The organism is Streptomyces sp. NPDC012794 (assembly GCF_042901085.1).
Classification (GTDB): domain Bacteria; phylum Actinomycetota; class Actinomycetes; order Streptomycetales; family Streptomycetaceae; genus Streptomyces.
In genome coordinates, this window is record NZ_JBIBCI010000009.1 from 254705 (window position 1) to 279015 (window position 24311).

Below are 24311 nucleotides of genomic sequence, written 5' to 3' on the forward strand. Positions count from 1 at the left end.
GGGCCCTGCGAGGCCCTGCCGCCACTGCCTGGGAGTCGGTCCCACACCGTGCTGCGCTATCTGCCGTTCCTGCTGATCCTGGCGCTGACCATCTACGCCTTCATCGACTGTCTGAACACCCCGGAGGAGGAGGTCAAGCACCTGCCGAAGACGATCTGGGTGCTGATCATCCTGCTGTTCTCGATCGTCGGCCCGGTGGTGTGGCTCTTCGCGGGCCGTCAGCGCTCCGCCGTCGGCGGTGGTGGCGGGGGAGGCGGCCGGGCGCGCCGGCAGCAGTGGGTGGCGCCCGACGACAACCCGGAGTTCCTGAAGTCCCTGCGCGAGGAGCAGGAACGCAACAAGAAGCCGGACGGGGACGACCAAGGCGACGGCGAGGGCGACCGGGGCAAGGGCGGGCCGGGCAAGGAGTAGCGCGTACGGGTCACTGCGCCCAGGGCAGGACACGGGTGCCCTCGGTGCCGGGCACCGAGGCGACGCCGTCCGCGCGCATGACCACGTACGCCTCGAAGGTCTCGGGGGCGTGGATCCGGCGCGGGACGTCCGGCGGCAGGACGAGCGTCTGGCCGGCGGACACCTTCTCGGTGCGGCCGTCGCAGGTGACCTCCAGGGAGCCGGCGGTGAGCTGCCAGACCTGTTCGCGGCTGACGGAGTGCTCGGGGCCGGTGGATCCGGCGGGCATGTCCACGTGCCAGGTGGAGAGTTCGCGGCTGCCGCGGCTGGGGGCGGCGAGGCCCGTCATGGTGGCGTTGGGCGAGGCGGTGACGTTCTCGGGGGAAACGCTGATCACGTGCAAGACGGGTCCTCTTCTTCGTGGTGGGATGCGCGGCGACACGCACGAGTAAAGCTCCTTTACTCATGCGAGTCAAGGGGCTTTACTCGCCTGTGCCACCATGGTCCGCGTGACTTCCCACGAAGAGACCTCCGGCGTCGAGCTGACCTTCCTCCTCGGGATCGGCTTCCAGCTGATGCTCGGCGAGTTCACCCGGCGCCTCGCCGACGCGGGCTACGCCGACCTGCGCCCCCTGCACGGCATGGCCTTCCAGGCGCTCAAGGGCCCCGGCGCCACGGCCAGCGAGCTGGCCGAGCGGCTCGGGGTGACCAAACAGGCCGCCGGGCAGATCGTCGACGACCTGGAGAAGCGCGGCTACGTCCGGCGCGAGCCGCACCCCGGCGGCGGGCGCCGCAAGCTGGTCGTCCTGACCCCGGCCGCGGTCGAGCACCTCGCCACCGCCGGACGCGTCCTGCACGCGCTGGAGGCGGAGCTGGCCGAGCGGGCCGATCTCGGCGTGCTGCGCGGGGAGCTGGCGCGCGTCATCCGCGCCCTGCACGGGGGCGAGGGCCTGCCGCCGCTGCGGCCGGTGTGGTGAGGCAGGGACGGGGGCTGTCGTGAGGGACGGCCGCTGCCGTGGGGAACGAGCGCGCCTACGTCCGGGAGAAGGACGCGTAGGAGGCGCGCAGCTCCGACCGGCGGGCGTCCGTCCAGGCCGCCCAGTCGGTCGGCTGCCCGGCCATCGCGGCCTCCAGCCGCTCGAAGTGGTCGTGCCAGCCGGCCAGGCAGTCCAGGCGCTCCTCCTCGGAGCCGCCGCGCTCGTTCAGGAAGCGGATCACCGTCGAGTCGGTGCCCACCGCCTCCAGGTGGAAGCGGATCCGCCCCTGCCCCGAGAGCGTGTACTCGGCGACCCGCTCCGTGTCCCAGGCCGTGACCTGCCCGGACGCGGTGGTGCCGGTGTTCGGCCAGCGCAGCGTGACGGCACCGCCGAGGCGGCGTTCCAGCACGTCAGCCGCCGCCAGCCAGCCGAGCAGCCCCTCGGCCGTGGTCAGGGCGGGCCACAGGGCCTCGTACCCGTACGGCAGGTGCATCTCGAAGCGGATGGTCCAGCGGCCGGGGCCGCGCGGCTCGCTGGTGGCATGGCTCACAGGAGACATACCACCAGCGTCCCACTCCGCGGGGTCAGACGCCCGCGTACGAGTGCTTGCCGCTGAGCAGGATGTTCACGCCGTAGTAGTTCCAGATCCAGCAGGCGAAGGCGAAGAGCGCCAGGTAGGCAGCCTTGCGGCCCTTCCAGCCCGCCGTGGCCCGCGCGTGCAGGTAGCAGGCGTACGCCACCCAGGTGACGAACGACCAGACCTCCTTGGGGTCCCAGCCCCAGTAACGGCCCCACGCGTCGCCCGCCCAGATGGCGCCCGCGACGATGGTGAAGGTCCACAGCGGGAAGACCGCCGCGTTGATCCGGTACGAGAACTTGTCGAGGGAGGCCGCCGAGGGCAGCCTCTCCAGCACCGAGGTGCGGAACCGGCCCGGGGTGCGGCCGGCCTCCAGGTGGCTCTCGTAGCTGTCGCGGAACAGGTAGAGCACCGCGCCCGCCGCACCGATGTAGAAGACGGCGCCGCAGAAGATGGCGGTGGAGACGTGGATCCACAGCCAGTACGAGTGCAGGGCCGGGACCAGCTGGTCACTCTCGGTGTAGAGCCAGGTGGTGGCGATGCCCAGGTCCAGCAGGACCGTCGTGACCAGGATCAGCCCGAGCCAGCGGACGTTCTTCTTCAGCGCCAGCAGCAGCAGGTACGCCCCGACCGCGACCGTGGAGAAGGTCACCGAGAACTCGTACATGTTGCCCCAGGGGGCCCGCTGCACCGACAGCGCGCGGGCGACCACGCCCGCCGCCTCGATGAGGAAGCCGAGCACGGTGAGCGAGACCGCGATCCGCCCGTACAGGTCACCCTGCTCGGTGCCGCCCGCCGCGCCGGGACCGTCCGGGACGTCCCGGGTGCCCGACGCGGAGCGGGTGACCACCTCCGGCTTGTCGAGGACGGCCGTGCCCCCGCCCTTGGTGCGCACCTGGACGGCGGGAGCCGCACCGGCCGCGGCCTTCCGCGCCGTCAGCGCGGCGGCAGTACGGCCCACCTTGCTGCGGCTGCCGAAGACCCACTCGGTGATGTGCGCGAGGAAGGCGAGCGTGTAGACCGCCATCGACGCGTAGACCAGCTTGTTGCTGAGATCGGCGAGGCTCTCGTTCGCCGCCGCCGCGAGCAGCGTCGTCATGCGCGCTCCCCCTCTTCTTCCTCTGTGGTCAGTGCTTGCGCCGGACTCGGCGCCCGTTCGTACAGGGCGGCGCAGAGCACCGACAGCTCCTCCGGCAGCTTCGCCGACTCGCTGCGTCCCAGACCCGCCAGCTCCACGACGGTCAGGCCGTCCTCGCCCCGGACCGCGCGGACCCAGATCCGGCGGCGCTGGATGAACAGGGACGCGGCGAGACCGCCGATGGCGATGACCGCGCCCGCGAGGGCCAGTCCGTCACCGGGCTGCTGGGTGACCGAGAAGGTGGCCCAGCGCTCGATGCCCTCGAACTTCACGGTGCCCGCGCCGTCGGGCAGCGTCATCGTCTCGCCCGGCAGCAGCCGCTGCTTGAAGAGCTCGCCCTCGGGGTTCTTGAACTCCTGCATCTTGGAGGTGTTCAGCTGGTACACGTTCTGCGGCAGGCCCGCGTCCACGCCCAGGCTGCCGTGGTAGGCGCTGAGGGCGAGGACGGGGAAGTCCAGGGCCGGGAACTGCGAGAGCATCGTGCCCTTGCCCTCGCCCGCGAAGGTCGGCACGAACATGGCGTTGAAGCCGAGCTGCTCCTTCTTGCCGTTCTTGTCGCGGTAGCCGTCCGGGACCTTGACCGCGCCCGAGGAGCTCAGGTTGGCGTCGAAGGGCAGCATCGGCACGGCGTCCTTGTAGACCACCTTGCCGGTGGGATCGGCCACCGAGATGACCGGCGCGTAGCCGTGGCCCAGCAGGAAGACCTTGGAACCGTCGATCTCCAGCGGCTTGTTGACCTCGATCTCGGCCTTCTTCGGCTCCCCGTGCGCGCCCTCGCTGTAGGTGACGTACGCCTTGAAGTCGCGCGGGGTGCCCTTCTGCGGGCCGGTCTTCTCGTAGCTCGCGTCGAACCTGTCCAGGGTGAACGAGAACGGCGGCAGGTCGTCGGAGGAGAAGAGGCTGCCGGACTTGAAGTCGTCGTACTGGGTGAGCGTGTTCGCGAAGCCCTTGCCGCGCAGGACGAGCTTGCCGCCCTCGGACTTGAAGAGCTGACCCGCCGCGAAGGCCACGAGCAGCACGATCAGGGCGATGTGGAAGGCCAGGTTCCCGGCCTCGCGCAGATAGCCCTTCTCGGCGGCGACGGCATCACCGGCCGACTCCGTACGGAAGCGCCGCTTGCCGAGCAGGTCCCTCGCCTGGGAGAGCACCTCCTCGGGGGAGGCCTCCGTACGCCACGTCGCGTACGCCGGCAGCCGCTTCAGGCGGCGCGGCGCGCCCGGCGGACGGCCGGTGAGCTGGCCGACGAACTGCCAGGTGCGCGGGATGATGCAGCCGATCAGCGACAGGAACAGCAGGATGTAGATCGCGGAGAACCACACCGAGCTGTAGACGTCGAAGAGCTGGAGCTTCTCGGCGGCCGGCACCCAGAACGCGTGGTCCTTCTTCCACTGGGCGACCTTCATCGGGTCGACCTGCGTCTGGGGGACCAGGGAACCGGGGATGGAGCCGAGGGAGAGCAGGAACAGCAGGATCAGCGCCACCCGCATGGAGGTGAGCTGGCGCCAGAACCAGCGGGCCCAGCCGATCACCCCGATGCCGACGGGGCCGGCGGCGCCGTCCTCGACGGGGGCGGTGGAGAGCTGCGCTCCGGCGGCGGCGTCGGTGACGGCGTCGGAGTCCGCCGGGGAGGCGGGGTCCGCGCCCGCCCGGGCGGCGGGGTCGTGCGGCGCCTCGGCGGGCGCCTTGTCGGTCGTACTCATGTCCGTGTAGTCCTCAGATCCCCACCGTGAAACCGTCGGTCCAGCTCTGCATCTCGTTCACGATGCCGGCCCACATCCCCGTGACGAGCAGCAGGCCGGTCAGGATCAGCATGGCGCCGCCGATCCGCATCACCCATGCATAGTGCTTCTTCACCCAGCCGAAAGCACCGAGCGCCTTGCGGAAGGCGAGCGCGGCGAGGATGAAGGGCAGGCCGAGCCCGAGGCAGTAGACGGCCGTCAGGAGGGCGCCGCGCCCGGCGGTGGCCTGGTCGATGGAGAGCGTCTGGACGGCGGCGAGGGTGGGACCCATGCACGGCGTCCAGCCGACGCCGAAGAGCACGCCCAGCACGGGCGCGCCGATCAGACCGGCCGTCGGCTTCTTGTGGAAACGGAACTCCCGCATGGTCAGGCCCGGGATCGCGCCCATGAAGAAGAGGCCGAGGAGGATCACCAGGCCGCCCATGACGCGGGTGATGATCTCCTTGTTCTCGCCCTGGAAGACGTCGCCGAACTGGCCGAAGAGTGCGCCGGTCGAGATGAAGACGGCGGAGAAACCGAGGACGAACAGGCTCGCGCCGGCCAGCATCCGGCCGCGCCGGGCCTCGGCGAGGTCGGCACCGCTCACGCCGGTCACGTAGGAGAGGTATCCGGGGACCAGCGGGAGCACGCACGGGGAGAAGAAGGAGACCAGCCCGGCGAGCAGCGCGATCGGCAGGGCCAGCAGCAGCGCGCCGTTGAGGACCGTGGTGTTCACGCCGGTCGCCCCGGCGGCCAGCAGGAGGTGCGGGGTCACGAGGTCACTGCTCCGCGAGGAGCGGGTCGATCATCGAGCGCAGCTGCTCCTCGTTGACCGCGACGAGGGTGCGGGCGGCGATCTTGCCCTGCTTGTCGAGGACGATCGTGGAGGGGATGGACTGGGCGTTCAGCGTGCCCTTGGGGAAGCGGAGCATCAGCTTGCCGTCCGGGTCGTAGAGGCTCGGGTAGGTGATCCCGAAGTTCTCCTCGAAGGCGGCGGCGTTCTGCTTGGTGTTGTCGCGGGTGTTGATGCCGACGAAGGCGACGTCCTTGCCGCCCTCGGCCATCTCCTTGGAGACCTTCGCGAAGTACGGGGCCTCGGCGCGGCAGGGCGGGCACCAGGAGCCCCAGACGTTGAGGACGACGACCTTGCCCTTGAGGGTGGTGGTGTCGAGCGTCTTGCTGTCGACGGTCTCCCCGTCGAGCTTCGGGGCGTCGACGCGGTCGGCCTTGGCGACGGTGGAGATGCCGCTGGGGCCGGTGACGTAGTTGCCGCCGGCGGAACCGGCCGGCTTGCCGCCGCTGCCGGAATCGCCGCACGCGGACAGGGTCAGGGCACTCGCGACGGTGATCGCGGTCAGCAGGACGGCGCGGCCGCTGGCAGAGCGGCGGTTACTTCGACGGACACGCGCGCGGCTAAGGCTCATGTGAAAAGTTTCGCATGACCGATTTGCGGATCTTCCGCACCCCCCGACGGGGTGTTAAGGCCCTGGTCAGACCCGCTCAGGCGGCGGAGAACAGGCCGCGCCAGCCGCCGGAGGGGGACTGCCCCGGCCCGAGGGTGCGCAGTGCGGCCAGCACCTTGGGGTCCTGGACGTCCAGCCAGTCGGTGAACTGCCGGAAGGATACGAGGCGTACGTCCTTTTTGTCCGCCATGGCCTTGAGGACCTCCTCGACGGCGTCCATGTAGATCCCGCCGTTCCACTCCTCGAAGTGGTTGCCGATGAAGAGGGGGGCGCGGTTGGTCTCGTACGCCCGCCGGAAACCGCCGAGGTAGGTGGCGGTGGCCTGGGCGCGCCAGTTCGGGTAGTTGCCCGGCATCCCCCTCGTACTGTTCCGCGACTGGTTGGCGAGGATGTTGTAGTCCATGGACAGCACCTCGAAGGAGTGCCCCGGGAAGGGCAGCGACTGCAGCGGCAGGTCCCAGACGCCCCCCTTCTTCACCGGCCAGCGCTGGAGGCCGCCGGGCGAGCTGGAGTCGTAGCGCCAGCCGAGGTCCCGGGCGGCGGGGAGCAGCGCGTCCTGTCCGAGGAGGCAGGGGGTGCGGGCGCCGGTGAGCTCCTTGCGGTAGTCGAAGGGGAGCGGTTCGAGGTCGGCGAAGCCGGTGTTGGTCCGCCAGCGGGTGACGAAGGAGACCGCCTGGTCGATCTCGGCGCGCCAGTCCTCGGGGGTCCAGTGGGCGACGGAGCCGGTGCCGGAGCAGAAGTGGCCGTTGAAGTGGGTGCCGATCTCATGGCCGTCGAGCCAGGCCTGTCGGACGTGGCGCAGGGTGTTGCGGACGTTCTCGTCCTTGAGGTAGCCGATGTCGGAGGCGCCGACGGGGTTGTTCGGGGGGTGGTAGAGGTCCCGCTTCGACTCGGGGAGGAGGTAGAGGCCGGAGAGGAAGAACGTCATGGCCGCGCCGTGGTCCTTGGCGAGCTTGAGGAAGCGCGGGAAGAGGCCGTTGCCGATCTCGCCGGCGCCGTCCCAGCTGAACACGACGAACTGCGGCGGCGTCTCGCCGGGCTGGAGCGGCACGGGCGGGGGCGGCTGGTGCGGCTGGGGACCGGCGTCGGCGGTGGAGCCGTCGCCGATGGGCTTGCCGCCGGGGGCTCCGCCGGAGGCCATGGGGCCCTGCACGGCGAGGCCGTGGCCGGCGCCGCAGCCGGCGAGGGTGAACGGGGAGGCGGCGGCGGCCGCGACGGTGGCGGCGACGGCGCCGAGCCCGAGGCCGAGCGCGGTTCGCCTGCTGGGGTCGGGTACATCACTCATGAAATGTCATATAAACGGACATTCCATGGCTACCGGTGCCCCGACACGGGGGACGGCCCGAAACCACCTCAACGGTGACCGGGCGCGGGGCTGCGCGTGAGCGGCGCCCTGCGGGGCCGTCCCCTCCCCGCCCTTCCACCGTTCCCCGGGGCTCCGCCCCGGACCCCGCACGGGCGCTGCGCGCCGGGCGGCGAAGACCGGCGGTCCCGCGTCCGGGGCGGGGTCCGGTGGGCGGTCCCGCCCCGAGCGGGGTCCGGGGCCCAGCCCCGAGCGCAGTTCCGGGCCCACCCCCGAGGCGGGGTCCGGGGCGCAGCCCGGGGGCGGTCCGGGGCACAGCCCGTTCGGGGCGGAGCCCCGCGGGGTTCGGGGCGCAGCCCCGGACGGGGGTTCGGGGCGCAGCCCCGGACGGGGGTTCGGGGCGCAGCCCCGGACGGGGGTTCGAGGCGCAGCCCCGCGGGGGCCGGGGCACAGCCCCGGGGAACGGGCGAAGGGCGGGTAGGGGATCCGCTCCGCGCAGCGGCGCCCCGGCGACCCGAGCCCCCAGGCGCGGGGGCCGGGGCCGGGGCCCGAGGACGGGGCCGGGACACAGCCCCGGGGCGGGGTTCGGGGCGCAGCCCCGAGGCGGTCCGGGGCACAGCCGGGGGCGCAGCCCCGGACGGGGTTCGGGGCACAGCCCCGAGGGGGCCGGGGCGGAGCCCCGGGGAACGGGCGAAGAGGGGTAGGGGAGCCGCTCCGCGCAGCGGCGCCCCCACCCCCCGGAGGGGTCAGGCGCCGAAGGCCTTCGACTTGCCCTTCACCGGCTTCGCCCCCGCGAGGAGATGCGCCGGGACCAGGTCGCGCGCCGGCTCGCTGTAGCCCACCGACACCAGCTTGTCGCCCTGGTACGTGAACGACGTCAGCGAGGCGAGCGTGCACTGCCGCCGCCGCGGGTCGTGCCACAGCCGGCGCCGTTCCGCGAAGCTCCGTACGATCCAGATCGGCAGCTGGTGGCTGACCGCCACCGCCTCGTGCCCGCGCGCCGCGTCCCGCGCCGACTCGATCGCGCTCATCATCCGTACGACCTGCTCGACGTACGGCTCGCCCCACGACGGCTTGAACGGGTTCGTCAGGTGCTTCCAGTTGCCCGGCCTGCGCAGCGCGCCGTCGCCGACGCCGAAGGTCTTGCCCTCGAAGACGTTGCCCGCCTCGATCAGCCGGCCGTCGGTGCTCAGCTCCAGGCCGTGCACCTTCGCGATCGGCGCGGCCGTCTCCTGGGCCCGCTCCAGCGGCGAGGCCACCACGTAGGTGACGTCCCGCTCCTGGAGGTGCTCGGCGACCCGGTCGGCCATCCGCCGGCCCAGTTCGGACAGGTGGTAGCCGGCCCGGCGTCCGTACAGAACACCCTCCGGGTTCTCCACCTCGCCGTGCCGCACCACGTGGACGACGGTGATGTCGCTCATGCCGTCGCCTCCGCGGCGGCCCGCGCGGCGGTCGGCAGCGCGGCCGCGATCCGCTCGACCGCCCGCTCGTCGTGGGCCGTGGACACGAACCACGACTCGAACGCCGACGGCGGCAGGTAGACGCCCTGCGCCAGCATCGAGTGGAAGAACGCGTTGAAGCGGAACGCTTCCTGCTTCTTCGCGTCGTCGTAGTCGCGGACCGGGTCCGCGGTGAAGAACACCGAGAACATGTTGGACGCGGTCTGCAGCCGGTGCACCACGCCCTCCTTGCTCAGCGCCGCCGTCACCAGGTCCTGGATCTCCTTCGAGACCGCGTCGACCTTGTCGTACGCCGCCTCGTCCAGCAGCCGCAGCTGCGCGAGGCCGGCGGCCGTGGCGATCGGGTTACCGGAGAGCGTGCCCGCCTGGTAGACCGGGCCGGCCGGGGCCAGGTGGCCCATGACGTCGGCGCGGCCGCCGAACGCCGCCGCCGGGAAGCCGCCGCCCATGACCTTGCCGAAGGTCATCAGGTCGGGCTTGACGCCGTCCACCCCGTACCAGCCGGCGCGGGAGGTACGGAATCCGGTCATTACCTCGTCGGAGACGTACAGCGCGCCGTTCTCGCGGCACAGGTCGGCGAGGCCCTGGTTGAAGCCCTCGCCCGGGGTGACGACGCCCATGTTGCCGGGCGCGGCCTCGGTGATCACGCAGGCGATCTCGCCCGGGTGCGCGGCGAAGGCCGCCCGGACCGCGTCGAGGTCGTTGTAGGGGAGCACGATCGTGTCGCCGGCCTGCGCGCCCGTGACACCGGGGGTGTCGGGCAGCGCGAAGGTGGCCAGGCCGGAACCGGCGGCGGCCAGCAGCGCGTCGACGTGTCCGTGGTAGCAGCCGGCGAACTTGACGACCTTGGCGCGACCGGTGAAGCCGCGGGCCAGCCGGATCGCCGACATGGTCGCCTCGGTGCCGGAGGACACCAGGCGCACCTGCTCGACGGGCTCGATGCGGGCGACGATCTCCTCGGCGAGGGCGACCTCGCCCTCGCCGGGCGTGCCGAAGGAGGTGCCGCGGGCGACCGCCGCCTGCACCGCCTCGATCACCTCGGGGTGGGAGTGGCCGAGGATCATCGGCCCCCACGAGCAGACCAGGTCGACGTACTCGCGCCCGTCGGCGTCGGTCAGATAGGGACCGGTACCGGACACCATGAACCGGGGCGTACCGCCCACGGCACGGAAGGCGCGTACGGGAGAGTTCACGCCGCCGGGGGTCACGAGGGACGCGCGCTCGAAGAGCGTCTGCGAAACTGGGGCTTCATACGGGTACGGGTAGCTCACACCAGCCATGGTCTCAGAGGCCGCGACAGACTTGCGGAGGGGCGTTTCACCGCGCCGCCGCGGGGGAGGTCACTGCCATGATGATCAGGCTGCGTGGCGGTGGCCGCGGGGCCGGGGCAGGCAATACGTGTCGGGTGGAGATATGCAACGCGGTGGTGGACCGGGCGAGGGTACGGACGGCCTGGACCCGCAGCGCGCCCGTGAAGCCCGCCGACGCGGCAAGCACCGGCGGCGTGCGGCCGAGGTCGATCCCGTACCGGGGCCGGTTCCGGCCCGGGCGCCGGGCGGCGAGGACGACACGGATGACCTGGACGACACCGGCGGCCTGCTCAAGGGCCGCGGCATGGGAGTGACGTACAAGTACTTCGGCGCGCCCGACGGCGCCACGGCCGCGCGGGTGCCGCAGACGATGCGGCCGGAGGAGCTGGGCGGCGACGAGCTCGGCATGGGCGGCATGTTCACCAAGATCAAGCCGGAGACGATGGCCGCGATGGTCCTCACCGGCATCGAGGGCATACCCCTGCACAAGGTGCCCCCGCTGGAACTGGTCGTCCTGCACCCCGACTACGCGGTGGTCAAGCTGCCCATGACGGTGGTGGACCCGCTGCGCGGGGTGGGCGAGGAGTCGGTGGGCGCGGCCGCCTTCATCTGGTCGACGGTCCCCGACCGGGGCGGCCCGCGCGACGCCTTCAACGTCTACCAGCTGCTGCACGAGTGGCAGGACTTCTCCCACCGCCTCCACGAGAACGGCCACCAGGCGTACTGCCTCGTCTGGCCCTGACGGGTCTCCCCCGCAGCCCCGGCAGCCCTTGGCTGGGGCCCTGGCTACGACCCTGACGGCCCGGGCGTCCGGCGCCGGGCCGGGGCGCGGACGGTCAGGCCGCGTCGCGCGCGGCGGCGTCCTCCTGCCACCTGCGGCCGATCGCCTTGATCATCGCCGGGTAGACCCCCGTGTACCGGAAGGGCTTGATGGCGGCCATGTACGCGGCGCCGAAGAAGCCGTTGGGCTTGACCAGGACGGCCATCTGACCCCGGTGGCCGCCGAGGCCGTCCGGGACCCACCCGATGTGCATCAGACCGTGCACGGTCTTGTTGCCCATCTCGGCGACCCACTCGTCGTGCGTCTGGTAGACGGAGGAGAAGGGGAGGGTGGACAGGTCCGGCCCGCGCCGGCCCTCGGCGAGGTCCGCCGGCAGCCGCTCGCGCAGCGACCGCACCCGCCCGCCGACGCCGTCGCCGGGCCCGTCCCAGCCGAGCAGCGCCCCGAGCTTCCAGCGGATGGCGAAGAGGGCCCGGTAGAGGGGGGAGGAGATGCCGGAGGTCTCGTTCCCGCCGCTCGCGAACTGGGCGACCAGCTTCGCCAGGTCGTCGGGGCCGCCCGGTGTCGGCAGTGCCCACACGTCCTCGAGCTGGAAGTCGCCCGCGATCTCGTGGATCCGCCAGGGGCGGGAGGTATGGGCGGTCCTGGGGAGTTTCATGAGTGTGCCCCTCCATCTATACGATGCCGTACAGATGGAGGCTAGGCCCGTTTATACGGGGCCGTATAGATCAACGCCACGTGACGGGAGACACACCATGGCCACCGCCCGCACACCCCGCGGCACGTGGATCGAGGAAGGCCTGCGCGCCCTCGCCGCCGGCGGCCCGGACGCCGTACGGATCGAGGCGCTCGCGCAGGCGCTCGGAGTCAGCAAGGGCGGCTTCTACGGGTACTTCCGCAACCGGGACGCGCTGCTGGAGGAGATGCTCGACACCTGGGAGCACGAGGTCGCGGACGCGGTGATCCAGCACATCGAGAGCGGGGGCGGTGACGCGCGGGCCAGGCTGGACCGGCTGTTCACCTTCGTCGCGGAGTCGGCCGACGGCCCGGTCCGGGGCACGGCCGTCGACCTGGCCGTCCGCGACTGGGCCCGGCGCGACCCGGCCGTCGCGGCGCGGCTGCGCCGGGTCGACAACCGGCGGATGGACTACCTGCGCGCCCTGTTCGGCTCGTTCTGCCCCGACCCGGACGACGTCGAGGTGCGCTGCCTGATGGTGTTCTCGCTGCGGATCGGCGGCCGGTTCATCGCCGTCGACCACGGCGGCCGCAGCCACGCCGAGATGATGGACCTGACCCGCCACTGGCTCCTCCGCCCCCCGGCCTGACGGCCCGCCCGGGGCCGGACCGCACGGCCCGGGGCCGCGTCGGGCGGGGCGCTGCGGCGGCCGGGCCGGGGCGGGCGGGCCGGGGCTCAGGCGGTGGTCAGGATCAGGCGGCCGCGGGTGCCCGGGGCGGCGAGGGCCGTATGGGCCCTGGCGGCTTCCGCCAGGGGGTAGGTCTGCGCCACGCGGAGCGTCAGCGCGCCCGCGTCGACCAGGGCGGAGAGGCGGCCAAGCAGGGCGCCGTCGGGGGCGACCTCCTGCTCCTCCACCCGGATCCCCCGCTCCGCGGCCGGCGCCGCGCCGGGGATCAGGCCGACGTACGCACCGCCGTCGCGGACGAAGCCCAGCGCCTCCGCGCCCATCACCGCCGTGTCCAGGACCCCGTCCACCGGCCCGGCCGGCGCCGACCCGCGCGCCACGAACTCCGCCGCGCCCAGGGAGCGTACGAACTCCTCGTCCCCCGCGCCCGCCAGCGCCGTCACCACCAGCCCGGCCCGCGCGGCGAGCTGCACCGCGAGGCCGCCGACCACTCCGGCAGCACCGGTGACCAGGACCGAATCGCCCGGGGCGAGCCCCAGCAGGTCCACCGCGCGGGCGGCCGTCAGCCCGCTCAGCGGCAGCGCCGCCGCGGCCGCGTCGTCCACCGACTCCGGGGCCGCCGCCACCGCCGAGGCGTCGAGCACCACGTACTCCGCGTGCGTGCCGAGCGGCTTCACCGGACCGTAGTGCAGCCCGACCACCCGGCGCCCCCGCGCCCAGCCGTCCACGCCGGGCCCTACCTCGTCGATCTCGCCCGCCACGTCCCAGCCCAGCCCGAGCCGCTGTCCGGCCCCGCCGAAGACGCCCGCGCGGACGGCCCCGTCGACCGGGTTCAGCCCGGCGGCGCGGACCCGGATCCGGACCTGTCCCCCCGCCGGCCGCGGCACCGCCACCTCGGCCAGCTCCACCCGCTCCGGCCCGCCGAAGGCGCTGACCACCACGGCCCGCATGGTCTGGGTCCCGGCCTCGGCCTGGGCCTGCATCTGGGCCTGCGTCTGGGCCTGCGTCTGGGTCTGCGTCTGGGTCTGGGTCTGGGTCTGGGTCAGGTTCCGCTGCTCGCTCATGACTGTCTCCCCGTGGGTCACGTCGGTCTCGTCCGGCCCGTTCGGCCGTTCCGATGACCACTAACTTATGGAGAGGTACTCTCTTTTCGTAAGTACGTACTCGGGAGTGCGTACCCGACCCGGAAGTGGGCAACCATGGCCACCCGCACCGCCGCCGCCCTCCGCGAAGAGGCCCGCGTCGCCTATGACGCCTTCGTCAAGGAGTGCCCCACCACACAGCTCCTGGCCCGCATCAGCGACAAGTGGGTCGGCCTCATCGTCAGCGCCCTCGGCGAGGCCGAGCAGGGCTCCATGCGCTACAGCGAACTCGGCCGCAAGATCCCCGGCGTCAGCCAGAAGATGCTGACCCAGACCCTCCGCTCCCTCGAGCGCGACGGCATCGTCACCCGCACCGTCACCGCGACCGTCCCCGTCCGCGTCGACTACCGCCTCACCGAACTCGGCGGCAGCCTCGGCTGCCTCCTCTCCTCCGTCAAGCAGTGGGCCGAAAACCACTTCGACGAGGTCAGCGCCCACCGCGAGGCCTACGACCAGGCCGCCACCAGCTGACCGCCGTCACCAATTCGGCCGCGCCGCGGCATCCCCCAATGGCATGCTGGGACCGTGAACGGTCCCGGTATCCACCTCACCCTCGCCCCCGAACTGCGCCTCTTCGCCCCGCCCAGCCGGCGCGCGGACCGCGTACCGACCGCCACCGACGGCGCCTCCAGCATCGGACACGTGGTCGAATCCGCCGGTGTCCCGCTCACCGAGGTCGGCCGGCTGCTCGTTGACGGCAAGGAGGTCCCCGTCTCGTACGTGCCCCAAGCCGGCGAGTCGGTCGAGGTGTTCGGCGTGGACCGGCCCCAGCGGATCCCCGGCGCCCCGCTGCGTTTCCTCCTCGACGTCCACCTCGGCACCCTCGCCCGCCGCCTGCGCCTGCTCGGCGTCGACGCCGCCTACGAGAACGAGGACATCGGCGACCCCGCACTCGCCGCCCGCTCCGCCGCCGAGCGGCGCGTCCTGCTCTCCCGCGACCGCGGCCTGCTGCGCCGCCGCGAGATCTTCGCCGGCGCGTACGTCTACAGCGACAACCCCGACGACCAACTCCGCGACATCCTCGGCCGGTTCGCTCCCGAGCTCGCACCCTGGACCCGCTGCACCGCCTGCAACGGCCCCCTCCGCGAGGCGGACAAGGACAGCGTGGGAGACCGGTTGGAGCACGGCACGCAGCGCTCGTACGACGTGTTCGCGCAGTGCGCCGACTGCGAGCGCGTCTACTGGCGCGGCGCCCACCACTCCCGCCTGGAGCGGATCGTCGGCGACGCCCTGGCCGAATTCGGCAACGGCGCCTCCGTATAGCGCTGCCGGAGGCGGCCCCCGGCTGGCAGACTGCCGTGACATGACTGCCGCTGACCACACCACCGGCACCACCACCGACCTCTTCGACGTGGCCGTCGTCGGCGCCGGGCCCACCGGGCTCCTGCTCGCCGGCGACCTCGCCGCCACCGGACTCTCCGTCACCCTCCTCGAAAAACGGCCCCGCACGGCCGCCAACCTCACCCGCGCCTTCGCCGTGCACGCCCGCACCCTCGAACTGCTCGACGCGCGCGGACTCGCCGACGAACTCGTCTCCACCGGCCGGCGGATCGACCTGCTGCGTCCCTTCGGTGGCATGGCCCTCCCCCTCCAACAGCTGCGTTCCCGCTACCCCTTCGTCCTCATCACCCCTCAATATGAGACAGAGAAACTGCTGGAGCGCCGCGCGTTGTCCACAGGGGTGGACATCCAATACGACTGTCAGGTCGTCGGCCTCCGTCAGGACCACGACACCGTCACCCTCGAAGTCCACGACACCAACGGGACGGCCCAGGCCAACGGAACGGCCGACGCCACCCGCCCCGGCGACGCCACCCGCCCCGGCGACACCCCGCGCCTCGTCCACGCGCGCCACGTCGTCGGCGCCGACGGCGTCCGCTCCACCGTCCGCGGCCTCCTCGGCCTCCCCTTCCCCGGCCGGGCCGTCGTCCGCTCCATGGTCCTGGCCGACGTCCGCCTCGACGACCCGCCCGCCGACGCCCTCACCGCCAACGGCACGGCCGACGCCTTCGCCTTCCTCGTCCCCTTCGGCGACGGCTACCACCGCGCCATCGCCTGGAGCCCCGCCGCCCGGGCCGCCGACACCGACCCCGTGGACCTCGGCGAACTGCGCGACCTCACCCGCGCCGCCCTCGGCAGCGACCACGGCATGCACGACCCGCGCTGGATGTCCCGCTTCCACAGCGACGAGCGCCAGGTCCCCCACTACCGCGTCGGCCGCGTCTTCCTCGCCGGCGACGCCGCCCACGTCCACTCCCCCGCCGGCGGCCTCGGCATGAACACCGGGCTCCAGGACGCCGCCAACCTCTCCTGGAAGCTCGCCGCCGTCCTCCACGGCCGGGCCCCCGACCCCGAAGCGCTCCTCGACAGCTACCACCGCGAACGCCACCCCGTCGGCCGCCTCGTGCTGCGGATCAGCGGCACCCTCGTCCGGGCCGTCATCACCGGCAACCCCGCCGTGCGCACCGCACGCCGCCTCGGCGCCGGCCTCCTCGCCCGCGTCGGCCCCGCCCGGGACCGCGTACTCGGCCTGGTCACCGGCATCGGCATCGCCTACCCGCCCCCGCCCGGCACCCGCCGTCCCGGCCCCGCCGGCCGGCGCGCCCCCGACGTCCCCCTCGCCGACGGGACGCGGCTGTACGAGGCCCTGCGCGCCGGCGGCTTCGTCCTCATCACCCCACCGGACGCGGCCACCCCGCCCGGAGCCGGCCTCGCGCACCACCACTGGGCCACGGAGGGACGTGCCGCCCGCGTCCTCGTACGCCCCGACGGCTACGTCGCCTGGAGCGCCCCCCGGGCCGGCGACGCCGAGACCGCCTCGGCCGTCGCCCGCTGGATCCTCCCGGGAAGCCGCGCCCCGAAGACGTGACGCCGCTCGGCGGACCGCGCCCCCGGCCTCACGGGCCGGGGGCTCAGAACGCGTACGTGTCGCCCGTGTCGAGCGCCAGCACCACGTGCTCGTTGTTGGCGCGGTCGCGGTCGGCCGCGCCGCCGTCCCACAGGGTGTCGATCCGGACCGCGACCTCCGCCGGCCGCTCCCGCAGGCCCAGCAGCAGCACGATGTGCCGCCCCCGACCGTGCCGCGGCAGCGCGCCCGTCTCACACGCGACCTCGCGACGGCCCACCCGCGCGCAGCCCCCGGCCGGCTCCTGGGCGTCGGCGAGGTCCGCCGAGAGCCTCACCCGCACGGTGGCGTTCGGCACCGCACCCGGCCCCTCGTTCCGCGGCACCATCCACACCTTCAGCTGCCCGTGCGCCAGCCGGACCCGCCCGTGGTAGGCCACGTCGGCCTCCGCGTCCGGGTCCGACCGGGCGTCCGCGGGCCCGGCCCCGTACAGCACCAGCAAGCCCGCCACCACCACACTGCGTACGGCACCACGGCGCACCGCCACCACCTCCTCGCGCGGACGGTAGCCACCCCACCCAACCGCCGATCGGACCATCACACGAATGAGGGCGAGCCGTCCGCCATTCGCCCCCGCGGGGCCCGCCCTTCGCCCGTCGCCCGCGCCCCGGCCCGCTGCGTAGGCTTCACGGCATGCTGATCGCCCGCTCCGTCGTCCTCTTCGCCCTCGCCGCCCTCCTGGAGATCGGCGGCGCCTGGCTGGTCTGGCAGGGCGTCCGGGAACACAAGGGCTGGGCCTGGATCGGCGCCGGCGTCATCGCCCTCGGTCTGTACGGGTTCGTCGCGACCCTCCAGCCCCAGGGCGACTTCGCCCGCGTCCTCGCCGCCTACGGCGGGGTCTTCGTCGCCGGATCCCTGCTGTGGGGCGTGGTCGCCGACGGCTACCGGCCCGACCGCTGGGACGTGGCAGGCGCGCTCGTCTGCCTCGCCGGGATGGCCGTGATCATGTACGCGCCGCGCCGCTGACCCACCCGGCCTATGCTGGCGAGCGTTCGCCCGTACGGACGACCGATCCGGCGGGCGACGTCCCCCGCGGCCCCGCTATCCGCGAACCGCGCGACCCCTGCGACCCCCGCGACCCCCGCGACCCACGAGGAGCCCCGCCCATGAGCACGCGCCCGGCCACCCGAACCGCCGTAGTCACCGGCGCGAGCAGCGGAATCGGCGCGGCCACCGCCCGACAGCTCGCCGCGGCCGGCTACCACGTCGTCCTCACCGCCCGCCGCAAGGACCGCGTCGAGGCCCTCGCCGCCGAGATCACCGACGCCGGCCACCGGGCCACCGCGCACGCCCTCGACGTCACCGACCGGCCCGCCGTCGACGCCTTCGCCGCCTCCCTGGAGCGCTGCGACGTGCTCGTCAACAACGCCGGCGGTGCCATCGGCGCCGAGCCCGTCGCCACCGGCGACCCGGCCGACTGGCGCACGATGTACGAGGTCAACGTCATCGGCACGCTCAACGTCACCCAGGCGCTGCTGCCCGCCCTCGTGGCCTCCGGCGACGGCACGGTCGTCGTGCTCTCCTCCACCGCCGGCCACGCGACCTACGAGGGCGGCGCGGGTTACGTCGCGGCCAAGAACGGTGCCCGCGTACTCGCCGAGACCCTCCGCCTGGAGATCGTCGGCCGGCCGGTCCGCGTCATCGAGATCGCGCCCGGCATGGTCAAGACGGAGGAGTTCGCGAAGACCCGCTTCCGCGGCGACGCCGCCAAGGCCGAGAAGGTCTACGAGGGCGTCGCGGAGCCCCTCACCGCCGACGACGTCGCCGACACGATCACCTGGGCGGTGACGCGCCCCAGCCACGTCAACATCGACCTGCTGGTGGTCCGCCCCCGCGCCCAGGCCTCGAACACGAAGGTGCACCGGGAGCCGTAACCCCCCGAATACCGGGCCGCGCCCTCTTCCGCGGCACGCACGAGGGCCGCCGGGTCCGGTCCGGCGGCCCACGAACGCGTCCCGGACCGGCCGGGCCCGACGCGAGGTTCGGCCGATCGGCTCCGCACGAGACACCGATGTGATGATCAGAGCGCGTGCCTCCCGTCGTACGGTGCGCGGCGCCCGAAGGATGCCGGTCGAGGCCGCTCACGCCTCAAGGTTCAGACCCCCCGGTTCCCACGAGGAGCACCACACATGAGTCCTGAGACAAGGACACCGTCCCGCATGGGCCCGCTGCCGCGGCAGAGCAAGTGGCTCGCCGGCGGCGCGGTGGCCACGATGGCCATCGCGATGCTCGGCCTCTCCACCCCCGCACAGGCGGACACCGAAGCGCCCCGGACGGCGACGGTGGCCGCGGCGCAGGCCGGCGACAAGTGCGCGGACGACGAGGACTACGACGACTCGGACGTCAAGGGCGCCGCGGCCAGCCCCGGCAAGGACAAGTGCGAAGGGAGGCCCGGCCCGCCCGGACCTCCCGGACGTGACGGCCGCGACGGCCGCGACGGCCTCCCGGGCCAGCCCGGCGTACCCGGGCCGCCCGGACCGGCCGGACCGTGCGTCGACATCTCGACCTCGTGGGACGAGGAAGAGGTCAAGTACAAGGCCGTACTGGCCCCCAACGGCACCGTCTGGGCCGGGGTGTACGACTTCAACGCGGAGAACCCGACCGTCCCCGGCACGGGCCCCGCCTACACCTGGTACAACCTCACCGCGGGGTCCCCGACCTTCCCGGCCAACCCCTGTGGCGTGACGATCGCGGAGACCGCCAACCGCGTCATCGTCGAGGTGCTCACCACGGCCGGAACCGTCTTCGAAACCGAATGCGCGGTGAACCGCGGCGAGCCGGACACGCTCAGCTGCCCCTCTCCGGTCGTCTGGACCCCGGCGAACCCCCAGCCGGGAGCGCCGCTGCCGCCGCTCAACCGGAAGACCCCGCTGAAGCCGAGCCACGTCGGGCCGGACTTCGACAAGGGCCTCACGAAGACCGGCTAGCACCCCGGCCGGTCCCGCCGCGGACCGAACGCACGTGCCGTGCCCGGAGCGATCCGGGCACGGCACCGTGCGTTCGCCGGGCCGTCGGGTCGGCGGGCCGCCGGACCGGCACGCGCACGGGGACGCCCTGCGCCCGCCCTCAGCCCTTCACGCAGATGACCTGCTTCAGCTTCGCCACGACCTGCACCAGGTCCGTCTGCTGGTCGATGACCTGCTCGATCGACTTGTAGGCCCCGGGGATCTCGTCCACCACCCCCGAGTCCTTGCGGCACTCCACGCCCCGCGTCTGCTCCGCCAGGTCCCTCGCGGAGAACCGCTTCTTCGCCGCCGTCCGGCTCATCTTCCGCCCGGCACCGTGCGAGGCGGAGTTGAAGGACTTCTCGTTGCCGAGCCCCTTCACGATGTACGACCCCGTGCCCATCGAGCCCGGGATGATCCCGTAGTCGCCGCTGCCGGCGCGGATCGCGCCCTTCCGGGTGACCAGCAGGTCCATGCCGTCGTACCGCTCCTCCGCCACGTAGTTGTGGTGGCAGCTGATCTCCCGGTCGAAGGAGACCTTCGCCTTCCGGAACTCCCTGCGGACGACCTCCTTGAAGAGGCTCATCATCGCCGCGCGGTTGTACTTCGCGTACTCCTGCGCCCAGAAGAGGTCACGGCGGTACGCGTCCATCTCGGGGGTCCCGGCGAGGAACACCGCGAGGTCCCGGTCGACCAGGTTCTGGTTGTGCGCGAGGTCCCGGGCCACGCCGATGTGGTGCGCGGCGAGCTCGTTGCCGATGCCGCGGGAGCCGGAGTGCAGCATCAACCAGACCGCACCCGACTCGTCCAGACAGAATTCGATGAAGTGATTACCGGATCCGAGCGTTCCTATTTGCTTCATGGCGCGGTCGTGACGGAATTTGACCGCGTCCGCGAGGTAGTCGAAGCGCTCCCACAGGTCGGAGTACCCCGTCCCCGGGAACCCGTACAGCCGCCCCGGATCCACCGGATCCCGGTGCATCCCCGCGCCCACCGGAATCGCCTGCTCGATGCGCGAGCGCAGCTTCGACAGGTCGCCCGGGAGGTCGTTCGCCGTCAGCGAGGTCTTGACCGCCGACATGCCGCAGCCGATGTCGACGCCGACCGCCGCCGGGCAGACCGCGTCCTTCATCGCGATCACCGAGCCGACCGTGGCGCCCTTGCCGTAGTGGACGTCCGGCATCACGGCCAGGCCCTTGATCCAGGGCAGCCCCGCCGTGTTCTGGAGCTGCCGCATCGCGCTGTCCTCGACGGACGCCGGGTCCGTCCACATCCGGATCGGGACGTTCGCCCCGGATACCTCTACGTACGACATAAGACAACGATCCCCTGAAATCCTCAGAAAAGTATGAATACGCGAAAAGCCGCGCTCATCACCCCAAAGCAGACAGGGAACCGGCGCCGGCACGTGCGTGTGCGATAGACATTGTGTCCATCCGTGCCCAAGTCGCGGCAACGGATTTTCCCGAGGGAGCCAGGGGAGCCAGTGGACGTGGACCGAATGCCGGCACACCGGATGCCGGTACGCCGCCGAGTCCTGCCGGGCGTCGCGATGCTGACCGCGCTCGTGGCCGGCGCGACCGGGCTCACCGGGTGCACCGACGGCAGCGGCATCGGGACCAGCGACCAGAAGGGCGGCGGGAACACCGCCACGCCCGCGCAGCCCGGCAAATACCGGAGCCTGCCGCAGCCCTGCAAGGCCGCCGATCCCAAGCGGCTCCGGGCCATGCTCCCGGCCGCCGACTCGCTCACCACCGAACAGCGCGACCGGCTCTACGCCGGGACCGCCGACCCCTCCTACGACGGCGACCGGCACGTGGGCTGCCGCTGGAACGCGCAGAGCCCCGAGGGGAACCTGCTGCTGTCGGTCACCTTCGAGCGCGTCGTCTCGTACGACCGCGCCACCACCAGCGACGACGACAAGGCCCGCCAGGTGTACGTGCGCCGGCTGACCGACGCGAAGCTGCCCTTCCCGGGGCCGACGGGCAGCCCCGCCCCGGGCGCCGGTAACGGTACGAGTACGAGTACGGCTCCCGGTGCGCCCCCCGTGAGCCCCCCGGGTGGCAGCGCCGCCCCCTCCCCGGCAGCCTCCGCTCCGGGTTCCGCTTCGTCGCCCTCCCCGTCCGCCCCGCCCTCCCCGAGCGCCCCGCCCGAGCTCGGCTCGCGCGTCCTGGAGGGGCTCGGCACCGAGGCGTTCCTCGACGACAAGCTCAGCGCGGCCGGCGCCACCGCCGCACAGGCGCGGACGGTACGGATCGTGTTCCGCACCTCGAACGTCCTCGTCACCGTCGAGTACAGCGTCCAGCCTTCCGGACCGGGATCGGTACCCCCGAGTACGGAAACGCAGGACCGGACGCGCCAGTTGGCGCAGGCCCTGGCCGAGCGTTTCAGCGAGTGACGGCGCCGCCCCCAGGGGGCGCGCACGCCCCGCGTGACGGCGCGCACAGCAGGCGGGCGCCCGCTCGGGCTACCGTTGCTCAGGTCCCGCGCCCGTAACGCGCCCCGCAGAAGACCCCAACGTCTGAAGGAACCATGCACCGATCAGCCTCGCGCCTCACCCGCGTTCTCGCCTGCGCAGCCGTCCCGGTCATCCTCACCGTCGCCGGCTGCTCGTCCGACTCGGGCAAGTCCTCGGGTGGCAAGGACTCCGGCAAGAAGTCCGATTCCTCCGCGTCCGCCAAGCCGAGCGCCAAGCCCTCGGCCGCGCTGGAGAAGGTGGCCTACGCGAAGCTCCCGGACCCCTGCAAGGCGCTGACCGGCAAGAGCATCGACTCGCTCGTCCCCGAGGCGAAGGACAAGAACGGTACGGCGGCCAAGTCGAACGACCTGTCCAACCGCGCCAGCTGCTCCTGGAACGGTCTCAAGACGGACGGCGCGAAGGGCTCGCAGTACCGCTGGCTCTCCGTTTCCCTGGTCCGCTACGACTCGCACGCCTCGCTCGGCGGCGGCAACAAGCGCGCGGAGGACCAGTACAACAAGCAGATCGAGCTGGCGAAGACAACCGAGGGCGCGCACGACGTCAAGGCCGAGCAGGCCGGCGGGATCGGCGACCAGGCCACCTCCGTGGTCTACGGCGTCAAGAAGGACGTCGACTTCGCCAACAACTCGGTCATCGTCCGCACCCAGAACGTCGTGATCACCCTCGACTACAACGGTGCCGCCTACGAGGGCGCCGGCGCCCCCGACCAGGGCAAGCTGCTCCAGGACGCGATCGCCGCGGCCAAGGAGACGGTGGCCTCGGTCGAGTCAGCCAACAAGGACGCAGGCGCCGCCCCGTCGGACGCGCCGGCCGGTTCCGCTTCGCCTTCCGCTTCGGCGTCTGCCGCGTCTGGCCAGTAACCCCGCCGACAGGAGGGGCCCTACGGCACGGGTGACGCGCAGTCACCCGTACGCTGTGCCTGCCGTAGCTCGACAAGGGGAGGGGATCACGGGTGGCCGCGATGCAGCTGACTCGTACGCACCGGATACTCATCGGTGTCGTGGTCGCCGGAGCCGTGGTCATCGCGGGGATCGGTTTCGCCGGCTCGTACTCCGCGGTGCGCGCGCTGGCCCTGAAGAAAGGCTTCGGCAGTTTCTCGCTGGTGTTCCCGATCGGCATCGACGCGGGCATCTGCGTGCTGCTGGCGCTGGACCTGCTGCTGACGTGGATCCGCATCCCGTTCCCCCTGCTGCGCCAGACGGCGTGGCTGCTGACGGCGGCGACGATCGCGTTCAACGGCGCGGCGGCCTGGCCGGACCCGCTGGGCGTCGGCATGCACGCCGTGATCCCGGTGCTGTTCGTGGTCACCGTGGAGGCGGCCCGGCACGCCGTGGGCCGGATCGCGGACATCACCGCGGACCGGCACATGGAGGGGGTGCGGATCACCCGCTGGCTCCTCTCCCCCGTGCCCACCTTCAAGCTGTGGCGGCGGATGAAGCTGTGGGAGCTGCGCTCCTACGAGCAGGCCGTTTCCATGGAGCAGGACCGGCTGATCTACCAGGCGCGGCTCCAGGCGCGGTACGGGCGGGCGTGGCGGCGCAAGGCGCCCGTGGAGGCGCTGATGCCGCTGCGGCTGGCCAGGATCGGCGTGCCGCTGTCGCAGACGGCCCCCGAAGGGCTGGCGGCGGCGGGCATCGAACCGGTACTGCTGCCCCCGGCGGCCCCGGCCACGGCCGCACCGGCCGCCGTCCAGGCCGGTGCCCCGGCCGCTCCCGCCCTGCCGGCCGCGTCGGCGGAGCCGCTCGTACCGGCCGGGGCGGGTGCTACCGGTGACGGCGGGACCGCCGAGATCGCCGGTGACGCCGAGATCGCCGGTGACCGGCACGCCGTGCCGCAACCCCAGGACCCGCGGCCGCGGCCCCCTCAGCCCCGGCAGCCCCAGCCCCCCGTCCCCGCCCCGGCGCCCGCCCCCTTCGCGGTGGAGCCGACGGCCATGCCCGCCGCGCACGACAGCGCCTGGTTCGCGGCGCCGCTCGCGCCGCAGGCGTCGTACGAGGGCGGCTACGACCCCCAGTACGTCGAGGGCCTGGAGCCGACCCCGGTCATGGCTCCGGCCGGCCCCGAGGAGCAGCCCCGGCCGGCGGACACGGCCGCCGACGCCGACGAGGAGAAGTTCCGGGAGGCCGCCTACGAGGTCTTCCGGGGGTACATCGACGAGTACGCCCAGGTCCCGAGCGCCGCGCAGCTGGAGGAACGCCTCTCCGAGCGCCTCGGGATCGCCGACCCGCCCAGCGCGGCCACGCTCAAGCGGCTGATCCCCGCCCTCAAGGAGCGCTACCAGCGGGACCTCATGGACGAGCACATCTCCTGAAGCGGAGCGACCGACCACGAGGAAGGGCCCGTACCCCCGGCGAACCAGGGG

26 protein-coding genes are annotated in these 24311 nt (G+C 72.8%); 13 read left to right on the forward strand and 13 right to left on the reverse strand.

The window, feature by feature from the left end:
- Positions 1 to 48: 48 nt before the first annotated feature.
- On the forward strand, positions 49 to 411 hold the full coding sequence (locus ACFY7H_RS19340; protein WP_388939466.1) for a PLD nuclease N-terminal domain-containing protein: 363 nt from the start codon (positions 49 to 51) through the stop codon (positions 409 to 411).
- Between the two features lie 10 nt (positions 412 to 421).
- Here ACFY7H_RS19340 and ACFY7H_RS19345 read toward each other — a convergent pair whose 3' ends face one another.
- The gene (locus ACFY7H_RS19345) at positions 422 to 787 is read right to left on the reverse strand and encodes a cupin domain-containing protein (protein ID WP_388939468.1); all 366 of its coding nucleotides are present in this window, start codon (positions 785 to 787) and stop codon (positions 422 to 424) included.
- Positions 788 to 890: 103 nt separating this feature from the next.
- Here ACFY7H_RS19345 and ACFY7H_RS19350 point away from each other — a divergent pair, with 103 nt between their 5' ends.
- Entirely contained in the window at positions 891 to 1367 is a 477-nt protein-coding gene (locus ACFY7H_RS19350; RefSeq protein WP_388939470.1) for a MarR family winged helix-turn-helix transcriptional regulator, read from the forward strand.
- Between the two features lie 55 nt (positions 1368 to 1422).
- Here ACFY7H_RS19350 and ACFY7H_RS19355 read toward each other — a convergent pair whose 3' ends face one another.
- From ACFY7H_RS19355 to hemL, 8 genes are all read right to left on the reverse strand, one after another.
- Positions 1423 to 1926, reverse strand: a complete 504-nt coding sequence (locus ACFY7H_RS19355) for an SRPBCC domain-containing protein (RefSeq protein WP_388939472.1) — start codon at positions 1924 to 1926, stop codon at positions 1423 to 1425.
- 25 nt (positions 1927 to 1951) lie between these two features.
- Positions 1952 to 3043 carry a c-type cytochrome biogenesis protein CcsB gene (gene ccsB, locus ACFY7H_RS19360; protein WP_388939474.1) on the reverse strand — a complete coding sequence of 364 codons (1092 nt, stop codon included), beginning with the start codon at positions 3041 to 3043 and terminating at the stop codon, positions 1952 to 1954.
- Positions 3040 to 4782, reverse strand: coding sequence for a cytochrome c biogenesis protein ResB (locus ACFY7H_RS19365; protein ID WP_388939476.1), 1743 nt, complete (start codon positions 4780 to 4782; stop codon positions 3040 to 3042). Before ACFY7H_RS19365 ends, ccsB begins: the two co-directional genes overlap by 4 nt.
- 13 nt (positions 4783 to 4795) lie before the next feature.
- A complete protein-coding gene (locus tag ACFY7H_RS19370; protein ID WP_388939578.1) occupies positions 4796 to 5560 on the reverse strand; it encodes a cytochrome c biogenesis CcdA family protein in 765 nt (254 codons plus the stop codon).
- A 19-nt stretch (positions 5561 to 5579) separates the two neighbouring features.
- Positions 5580 to 6224 (reverse strand): TlpA family protein disulfide reductase, encoded by a 645-nt coding sequence (locus ACFY7H_RS19375; protein ID WP_388939478.1) that lies wholly within the window; start codon positions 6222 to 6224, stop codon positions 5580 to 5582.
- A gap of 76 nt (positions 6225 to 6300) precedes the next feature.
- Positions 6301 to 7548 (reverse strand): hypothetical protein, encoded by a 1248-nt coding sequence (locus ACFY7H_RS19380; protein WP_388939480.1) that lies wholly within the window; start codon positions 7546 to 7548, stop codon positions 6301 to 6303.
- Positions 7549 to 8312: 764 nt separating this feature from the next.
- The gene (locus ACFY7H_RS19385) at positions 8313 to 8987 is read right to left on the reverse strand and encodes a histidine phosphatase family protein (RefSeq protein WP_388939481.1); all 675 of its coding nucleotides are present in this window, start codon (positions 8985 to 8987) and stop codon (positions 8313 to 8315) included.
- Positions 8984 to 10306 (reverse strand): glutamate-1-semialdehyde 2,1-aminomutase, encoded by a 1323-nt coding sequence (gene hemL, locus ACFY7H_RS19390; RefSeq protein WP_388939482.1) that lies wholly within the window; start codon positions 10304 to 10306, stop codon positions 8984 to 8986. The genes ACFY7H_RS19385 and hemL overlap by 4 nt, the downstream gene beginning before the upstream one ends.
- 334 nt (positions 10307 to 10640) lie before the next feature.
- Between hemL and ACFY7H_RS19395 the strand changes: the two genes are divergently transcribed.
- The gene (locus ACFY7H_RS19395) at positions 10641 to 11078 is read left to right on the forward strand and encodes a hypothetical protein (RefSeq protein WP_007264729.1); all 438 of its coding nucleotides are present in this window, start codon (positions 10641 to 10643) and stop codon (positions 11076 to 11078) included.
- A gap of 94 nt (positions 11079 to 11172) precedes the next feature.
- Here the strand turns inward: ACFY7H_RS19395 and ACFY7H_RS19400 are convergent, their stop codons facing one another.
- Complete coding sequence (locus ACFY7H_RS19400; protein ID WP_388939484.1) at positions 11173 to 11775, reverse strand: DUF2867 domain-containing protein; 603 nt, start codon at positions 11773 to 11775, stop codon at positions 11173 to 11175.
- Positions 11776 to 11872: 97 nt separating this feature from the next.
- On the opposite strand from ACFY7H_RS19400, the gene ACFY7H_RS19405 reads away from it, so the two are divergent.
- Positions 11873 to 12442, forward strand: coding sequence for a TetR/AcrR family transcriptional regulator (locus ACFY7H_RS19405; protein ID WP_388939485.1), 570 nt, complete (start codon positions 11873 to 11875; stop codon positions 12440 to 12442).
- 86 nt (positions 12443 to 12528) lie between these two features.
- Here ACFY7H_RS19405 and ACFY7H_RS19410 read toward each other — a convergent pair whose 3' ends face one another.
- Positions 12529 to 13428, reverse strand: a complete 900-nt coding sequence (locus ACFY7H_RS19410) for an NADP-dependent oxidoreductase (RefSeq protein WP_388939580.1) — start codon at positions 13426 to 13428, stop codon at positions 12529 to 12531.
- A 249-nt stretch (positions 13429 to 13677) separates the two neighbouring features.
- On the opposite strand from ACFY7H_RS19410, the gene ACFY7H_RS19415 reads away from it, so the two are divergent.
- From ACFY7H_RS19415 to ACFY7H_RS19425, 3 genes are read left to right on the forward strand one after another with little or no spacing between them, the layout of a single operon-like run.
- Entirely contained in the window at positions 13678 to 14091 is a 414-nt protein-coding gene (locus ACFY7H_RS19415) for a winged helix-turn-helix transcriptional regulator (protein ID WP_388939487.1), read from the forward strand.
- Between the two features lie 54 nt (positions 14092 to 14145).
- Positions 14146 to 14883, forward strand: a complete 738-nt coding sequence (locus ACFY7H_RS19420) for a Mut7-C RNAse domain-containing protein (RefSeq protein ID WP_388939489.1) — start codon at positions 14146 to 14148, stop codon at positions 14881 to 14883.
- A 40-nt stretch (positions 14884 to 14923) separates the two neighbouring features.
- On the forward strand, positions 14924 to 16489 hold the full coding sequence (locus ACFY7H_RS19425; protein WP_388939490.1) for an FAD-dependent monooxygenase: 1566 nt from the start codon (positions 14924 to 14926) through the stop codon (positions 16487 to 16489).
- A gap of 43 nt (positions 16490 to 16532) precedes the next feature.
- Here the strand turns inward: ACFY7H_RS19425 and ACFY7H_RS19430 are convergent, their stop codons facing one another.
- On the reverse strand, positions 16533 to 17006 hold the full coding sequence (locus ACFY7H_RS19430) for a hypothetical protein (RefSeq protein ID WP_388939492.1): 474 nt from the start codon (positions 17004 to 17006) through the stop codon (positions 16533 to 16535).
- 152 nt (positions 17007 to 17158) lie between these two features.
- On the opposite strand from ACFY7H_RS19430, the gene ACFY7H_RS19435 reads away from it, so the two are divergent.
- From ACFY7H_RS19435 to ACFY7H_RS19445, 3 genes are all read left to right on the forward strand, one after another.
- Entirely contained in the window at positions 17159 to 17491 is a 333-nt protein-coding gene (locus ACFY7H_RS19435) for a YnfA family protein (protein ID WP_388939494.1), read from the forward strand.
- Positions 17492 to 17631: 140 nt separating this feature from the next.
- The gene (locus ACFY7H_RS19440) at positions 17632 to 18399 is read left to right on the forward strand and encodes an SDR family NAD(P)-dependent oxidoreductase (RefSeq protein WP_388939496.1); all 768 of its coding nucleotides are present in this window, start codon (positions 17632 to 17634) and stop codon (positions 18397 to 18399) included.
- 255 nt (positions 18400 to 18654) lie between these two features.
- Positions 18655 to 19452 carry a hypothetical protein gene (locus tag ACFY7H_RS19445; RefSeq protein ID WP_388939497.1) on the forward strand — a complete coding sequence of 266 codons (798 nt, stop codon included), beginning with the start codon at positions 18655 to 18657 and terminating at the stop codon, positions 19450 to 19452.
- Positions 19453 to 19591: 139 nt separating this feature from the next.
- Here ACFY7H_RS19445 and ACFY7H_RS19450 read toward each other — a convergent pair whose 3' ends face one another.
- Positions 19592 to 20785: an RtcB family protein gene (locus ACFY7H_RS19450; RefSeq protein ID WP_388939499.1), complete on the reverse strand. Its 1194-nt coding sequence runs from the start codon at positions 20783 to 20785 to the stop codon at positions 19592 to 19594.
- 186 nt (positions 20786 to 20971) lie between these two features.
- Between ACFY7H_RS19450 and ACFY7H_RS19455 the strand changes: the two genes are divergently transcribed.
- The 3 genes from ACFY7H_RS19455 to ACFY7H_RS19465 all read left to right on the forward strand — a co-directional run bounded on the left by ACFY7H_RS19455 (position 20972) and on the right by ACFY7H_RS19465 (position 24260).
- On the forward strand, positions 20972 to 21868 hold the full coding sequence (locus ACFY7H_RS19455; protein ID WP_388939582.1) for a DUF3558 domain-containing protein: 897 nt from the start codon (positions 20972 to 20974) through the stop codon (positions 21866 to 21868).
- 134 nt (positions 21869 to 22002) lie between these two features.
- Positions 22003 to 22809 carry a DUF3558 family protein gene (locus ACFY7H_RS19460; protein WP_388939501.1) on the forward strand — a complete coding sequence of 269 codons (807 nt, stop codon included), beginning with the start codon at positions 22003 to 22005 and terminating at the stop codon, positions 22807 to 22809.
- Positions 22810 to 22901: 92 nt separating this feature from the next.
- Entirely contained in the window at positions 22902 to 24260 is a 1359-nt protein-coding gene (locus ACFY7H_RS19465; RefSeq protein ID WP_388939503.1) for a DUF2637 domain-containing protein, read from the forward strand.
- Positions 24261 to 24311 lie beyond the last annotated feature (51 nt).

Bases quoted from the DNA above. Each gene is read 5' to 3' on its own strand.
- ACFY7H_RS19350 (WP_388939470.1), top strand. From the start codon at position 891: ATGGTCCGCGTGACTTCCCACGAAGAGACCTCCGGCGTCGAGCTGACC.
- ACFY7H_RS19355 (WP_388939472.1), bottom strand. From the start codon at position 1,926: ATGTCTCCTGTGAGCCATGCCACCAGCGAGCCGCGCGGCCCCGGCCGC.
- ccsB (WP_388939474.1), bottom strand. From the start codon at position 3,043: ATGACGACGCTGCTCGCGGCGGCGGCGAACGAGAGCCTCGCCGATCTC.
- ACFY7H_RS19365 (WP_388939476.1), bottom strand. From the start codon at position 4,782: ATGAGTACGACCGACAAGGCGCCCGCCGAGGCGCCGCACGACCCCGCC.
- ACFY7H_RS19375 (WP_388939478.1), bottom strand. From the start codon at position 6,224: ATGAGCCTTAGCCGCGCGCGTGTCCGTCGAAGTAACCGCCGCTCTGCC.
- ACFY7H_RS19380 (WP_388939480.1), bottom strand. From the start codon at position 7,548: ATGAGTGATGTACCCGACCCCAGCAGGCGAACCGCGCTCGGCCTCGGG.
- ACFY7H_RS19385 (WP_388939481.1), bottom strand. From the start codon at position 8,987: ATGAGCGACATCACCGTCGTCCACGTGGTGCGGCACGGCGAGGTGGAG.
- hemL (WP_388939482.1), bottom strand. From the start codon at position 10,306: ATGGCTGGTGTGAGCTACCCGTACCCGTATGAAGCCCCAGTTTCGCAG.
- ACFY7H_RS19395 (WP_007264729.1), top strand. From the start codon at position 10,641: ATGGGAGTGACGTACAAGTACTTCGGCGCGCCCGACGGCGCCACGGCC.
- ACFY7H_RS19400 (WP_388939484.1), bottom strand. From the start codon at position 11,775: ATGAAACTCCCCAGGACCGCCCATACCTCCCGCCCCTGGCGGATCCAC.
- ACFY7H_RS19405 (WP_388939485.1), top strand. From the start codon at position 11,873: ATGGCCACCGCCCGCACACCCCGCGGCACGTGGATCGAGGAAGGCCTG.
- ACFY7H_RS19410 (WP_388939580.1), bottom strand. From the start codon at position 13,428: ATGCGGGCCGTGGTGGTCAGCGCCTTCGGCGGGCCGGAGCGGGTGGAG.
- ACFY7H_RS19415 (WP_388939487.1), top strand. From the start codon at position 13,678: ATGGCCACCCGCACCGCCGCCGCCCTCCGCGAAGAGGCCCGCGTCGCC.
- ACFY7H_RS19425 (WP_388939490.1), top strand. From the start codon at position 14,924: ATGACTGCCGCTGACCACACCACCGGCACCACCACCGACCTCTTCGAC.
- ACFY7H_RS19435 (WP_388939494.1), top strand. From the start codon at position 17,159: ATGCTGATCGCCCGCTCCGTCGTCCTCTTCGCCCTCGCCGCCCTCCTG.
- ACFY7H_RS19440 (WP_388939496.1), top strand. From the start codon at position 17,632: ATGAGCACGCGCCCGGCCACCCGAACCGCCGTAGTCACCGGCGCGAGC.
- ACFY7H_RS19445 (WP_388939497.1), top strand. From the start codon at position 18,655: ATGAGTCCTGAGACAAGGACACCGTCCCGCATGGGCCCGCTGCCGCGG.
- ACFY7H_RS19450 (WP_388939499.1), bottom strand. From the start codon at position 20,785: ATGTCGTACGTAGAGGTATCCGGGGCGAACGTCCCGATCCGGATGTGG.
- ACFY7H_RS19455 (WP_388939582.1), top strand. From the start codon at position 20,972: ATGCCGGCACACCGGATGCCGGTACGCCGCCGAGTCCTGCCGGGCGTC.
- ACFY7H_RS19460 (WP_388939501.1), top strand. From the start codon at position 22,003: ATGCACCGATCAGCCTCGCGCCTCACCCGCGTTCTCGCCTGCGCAGCC.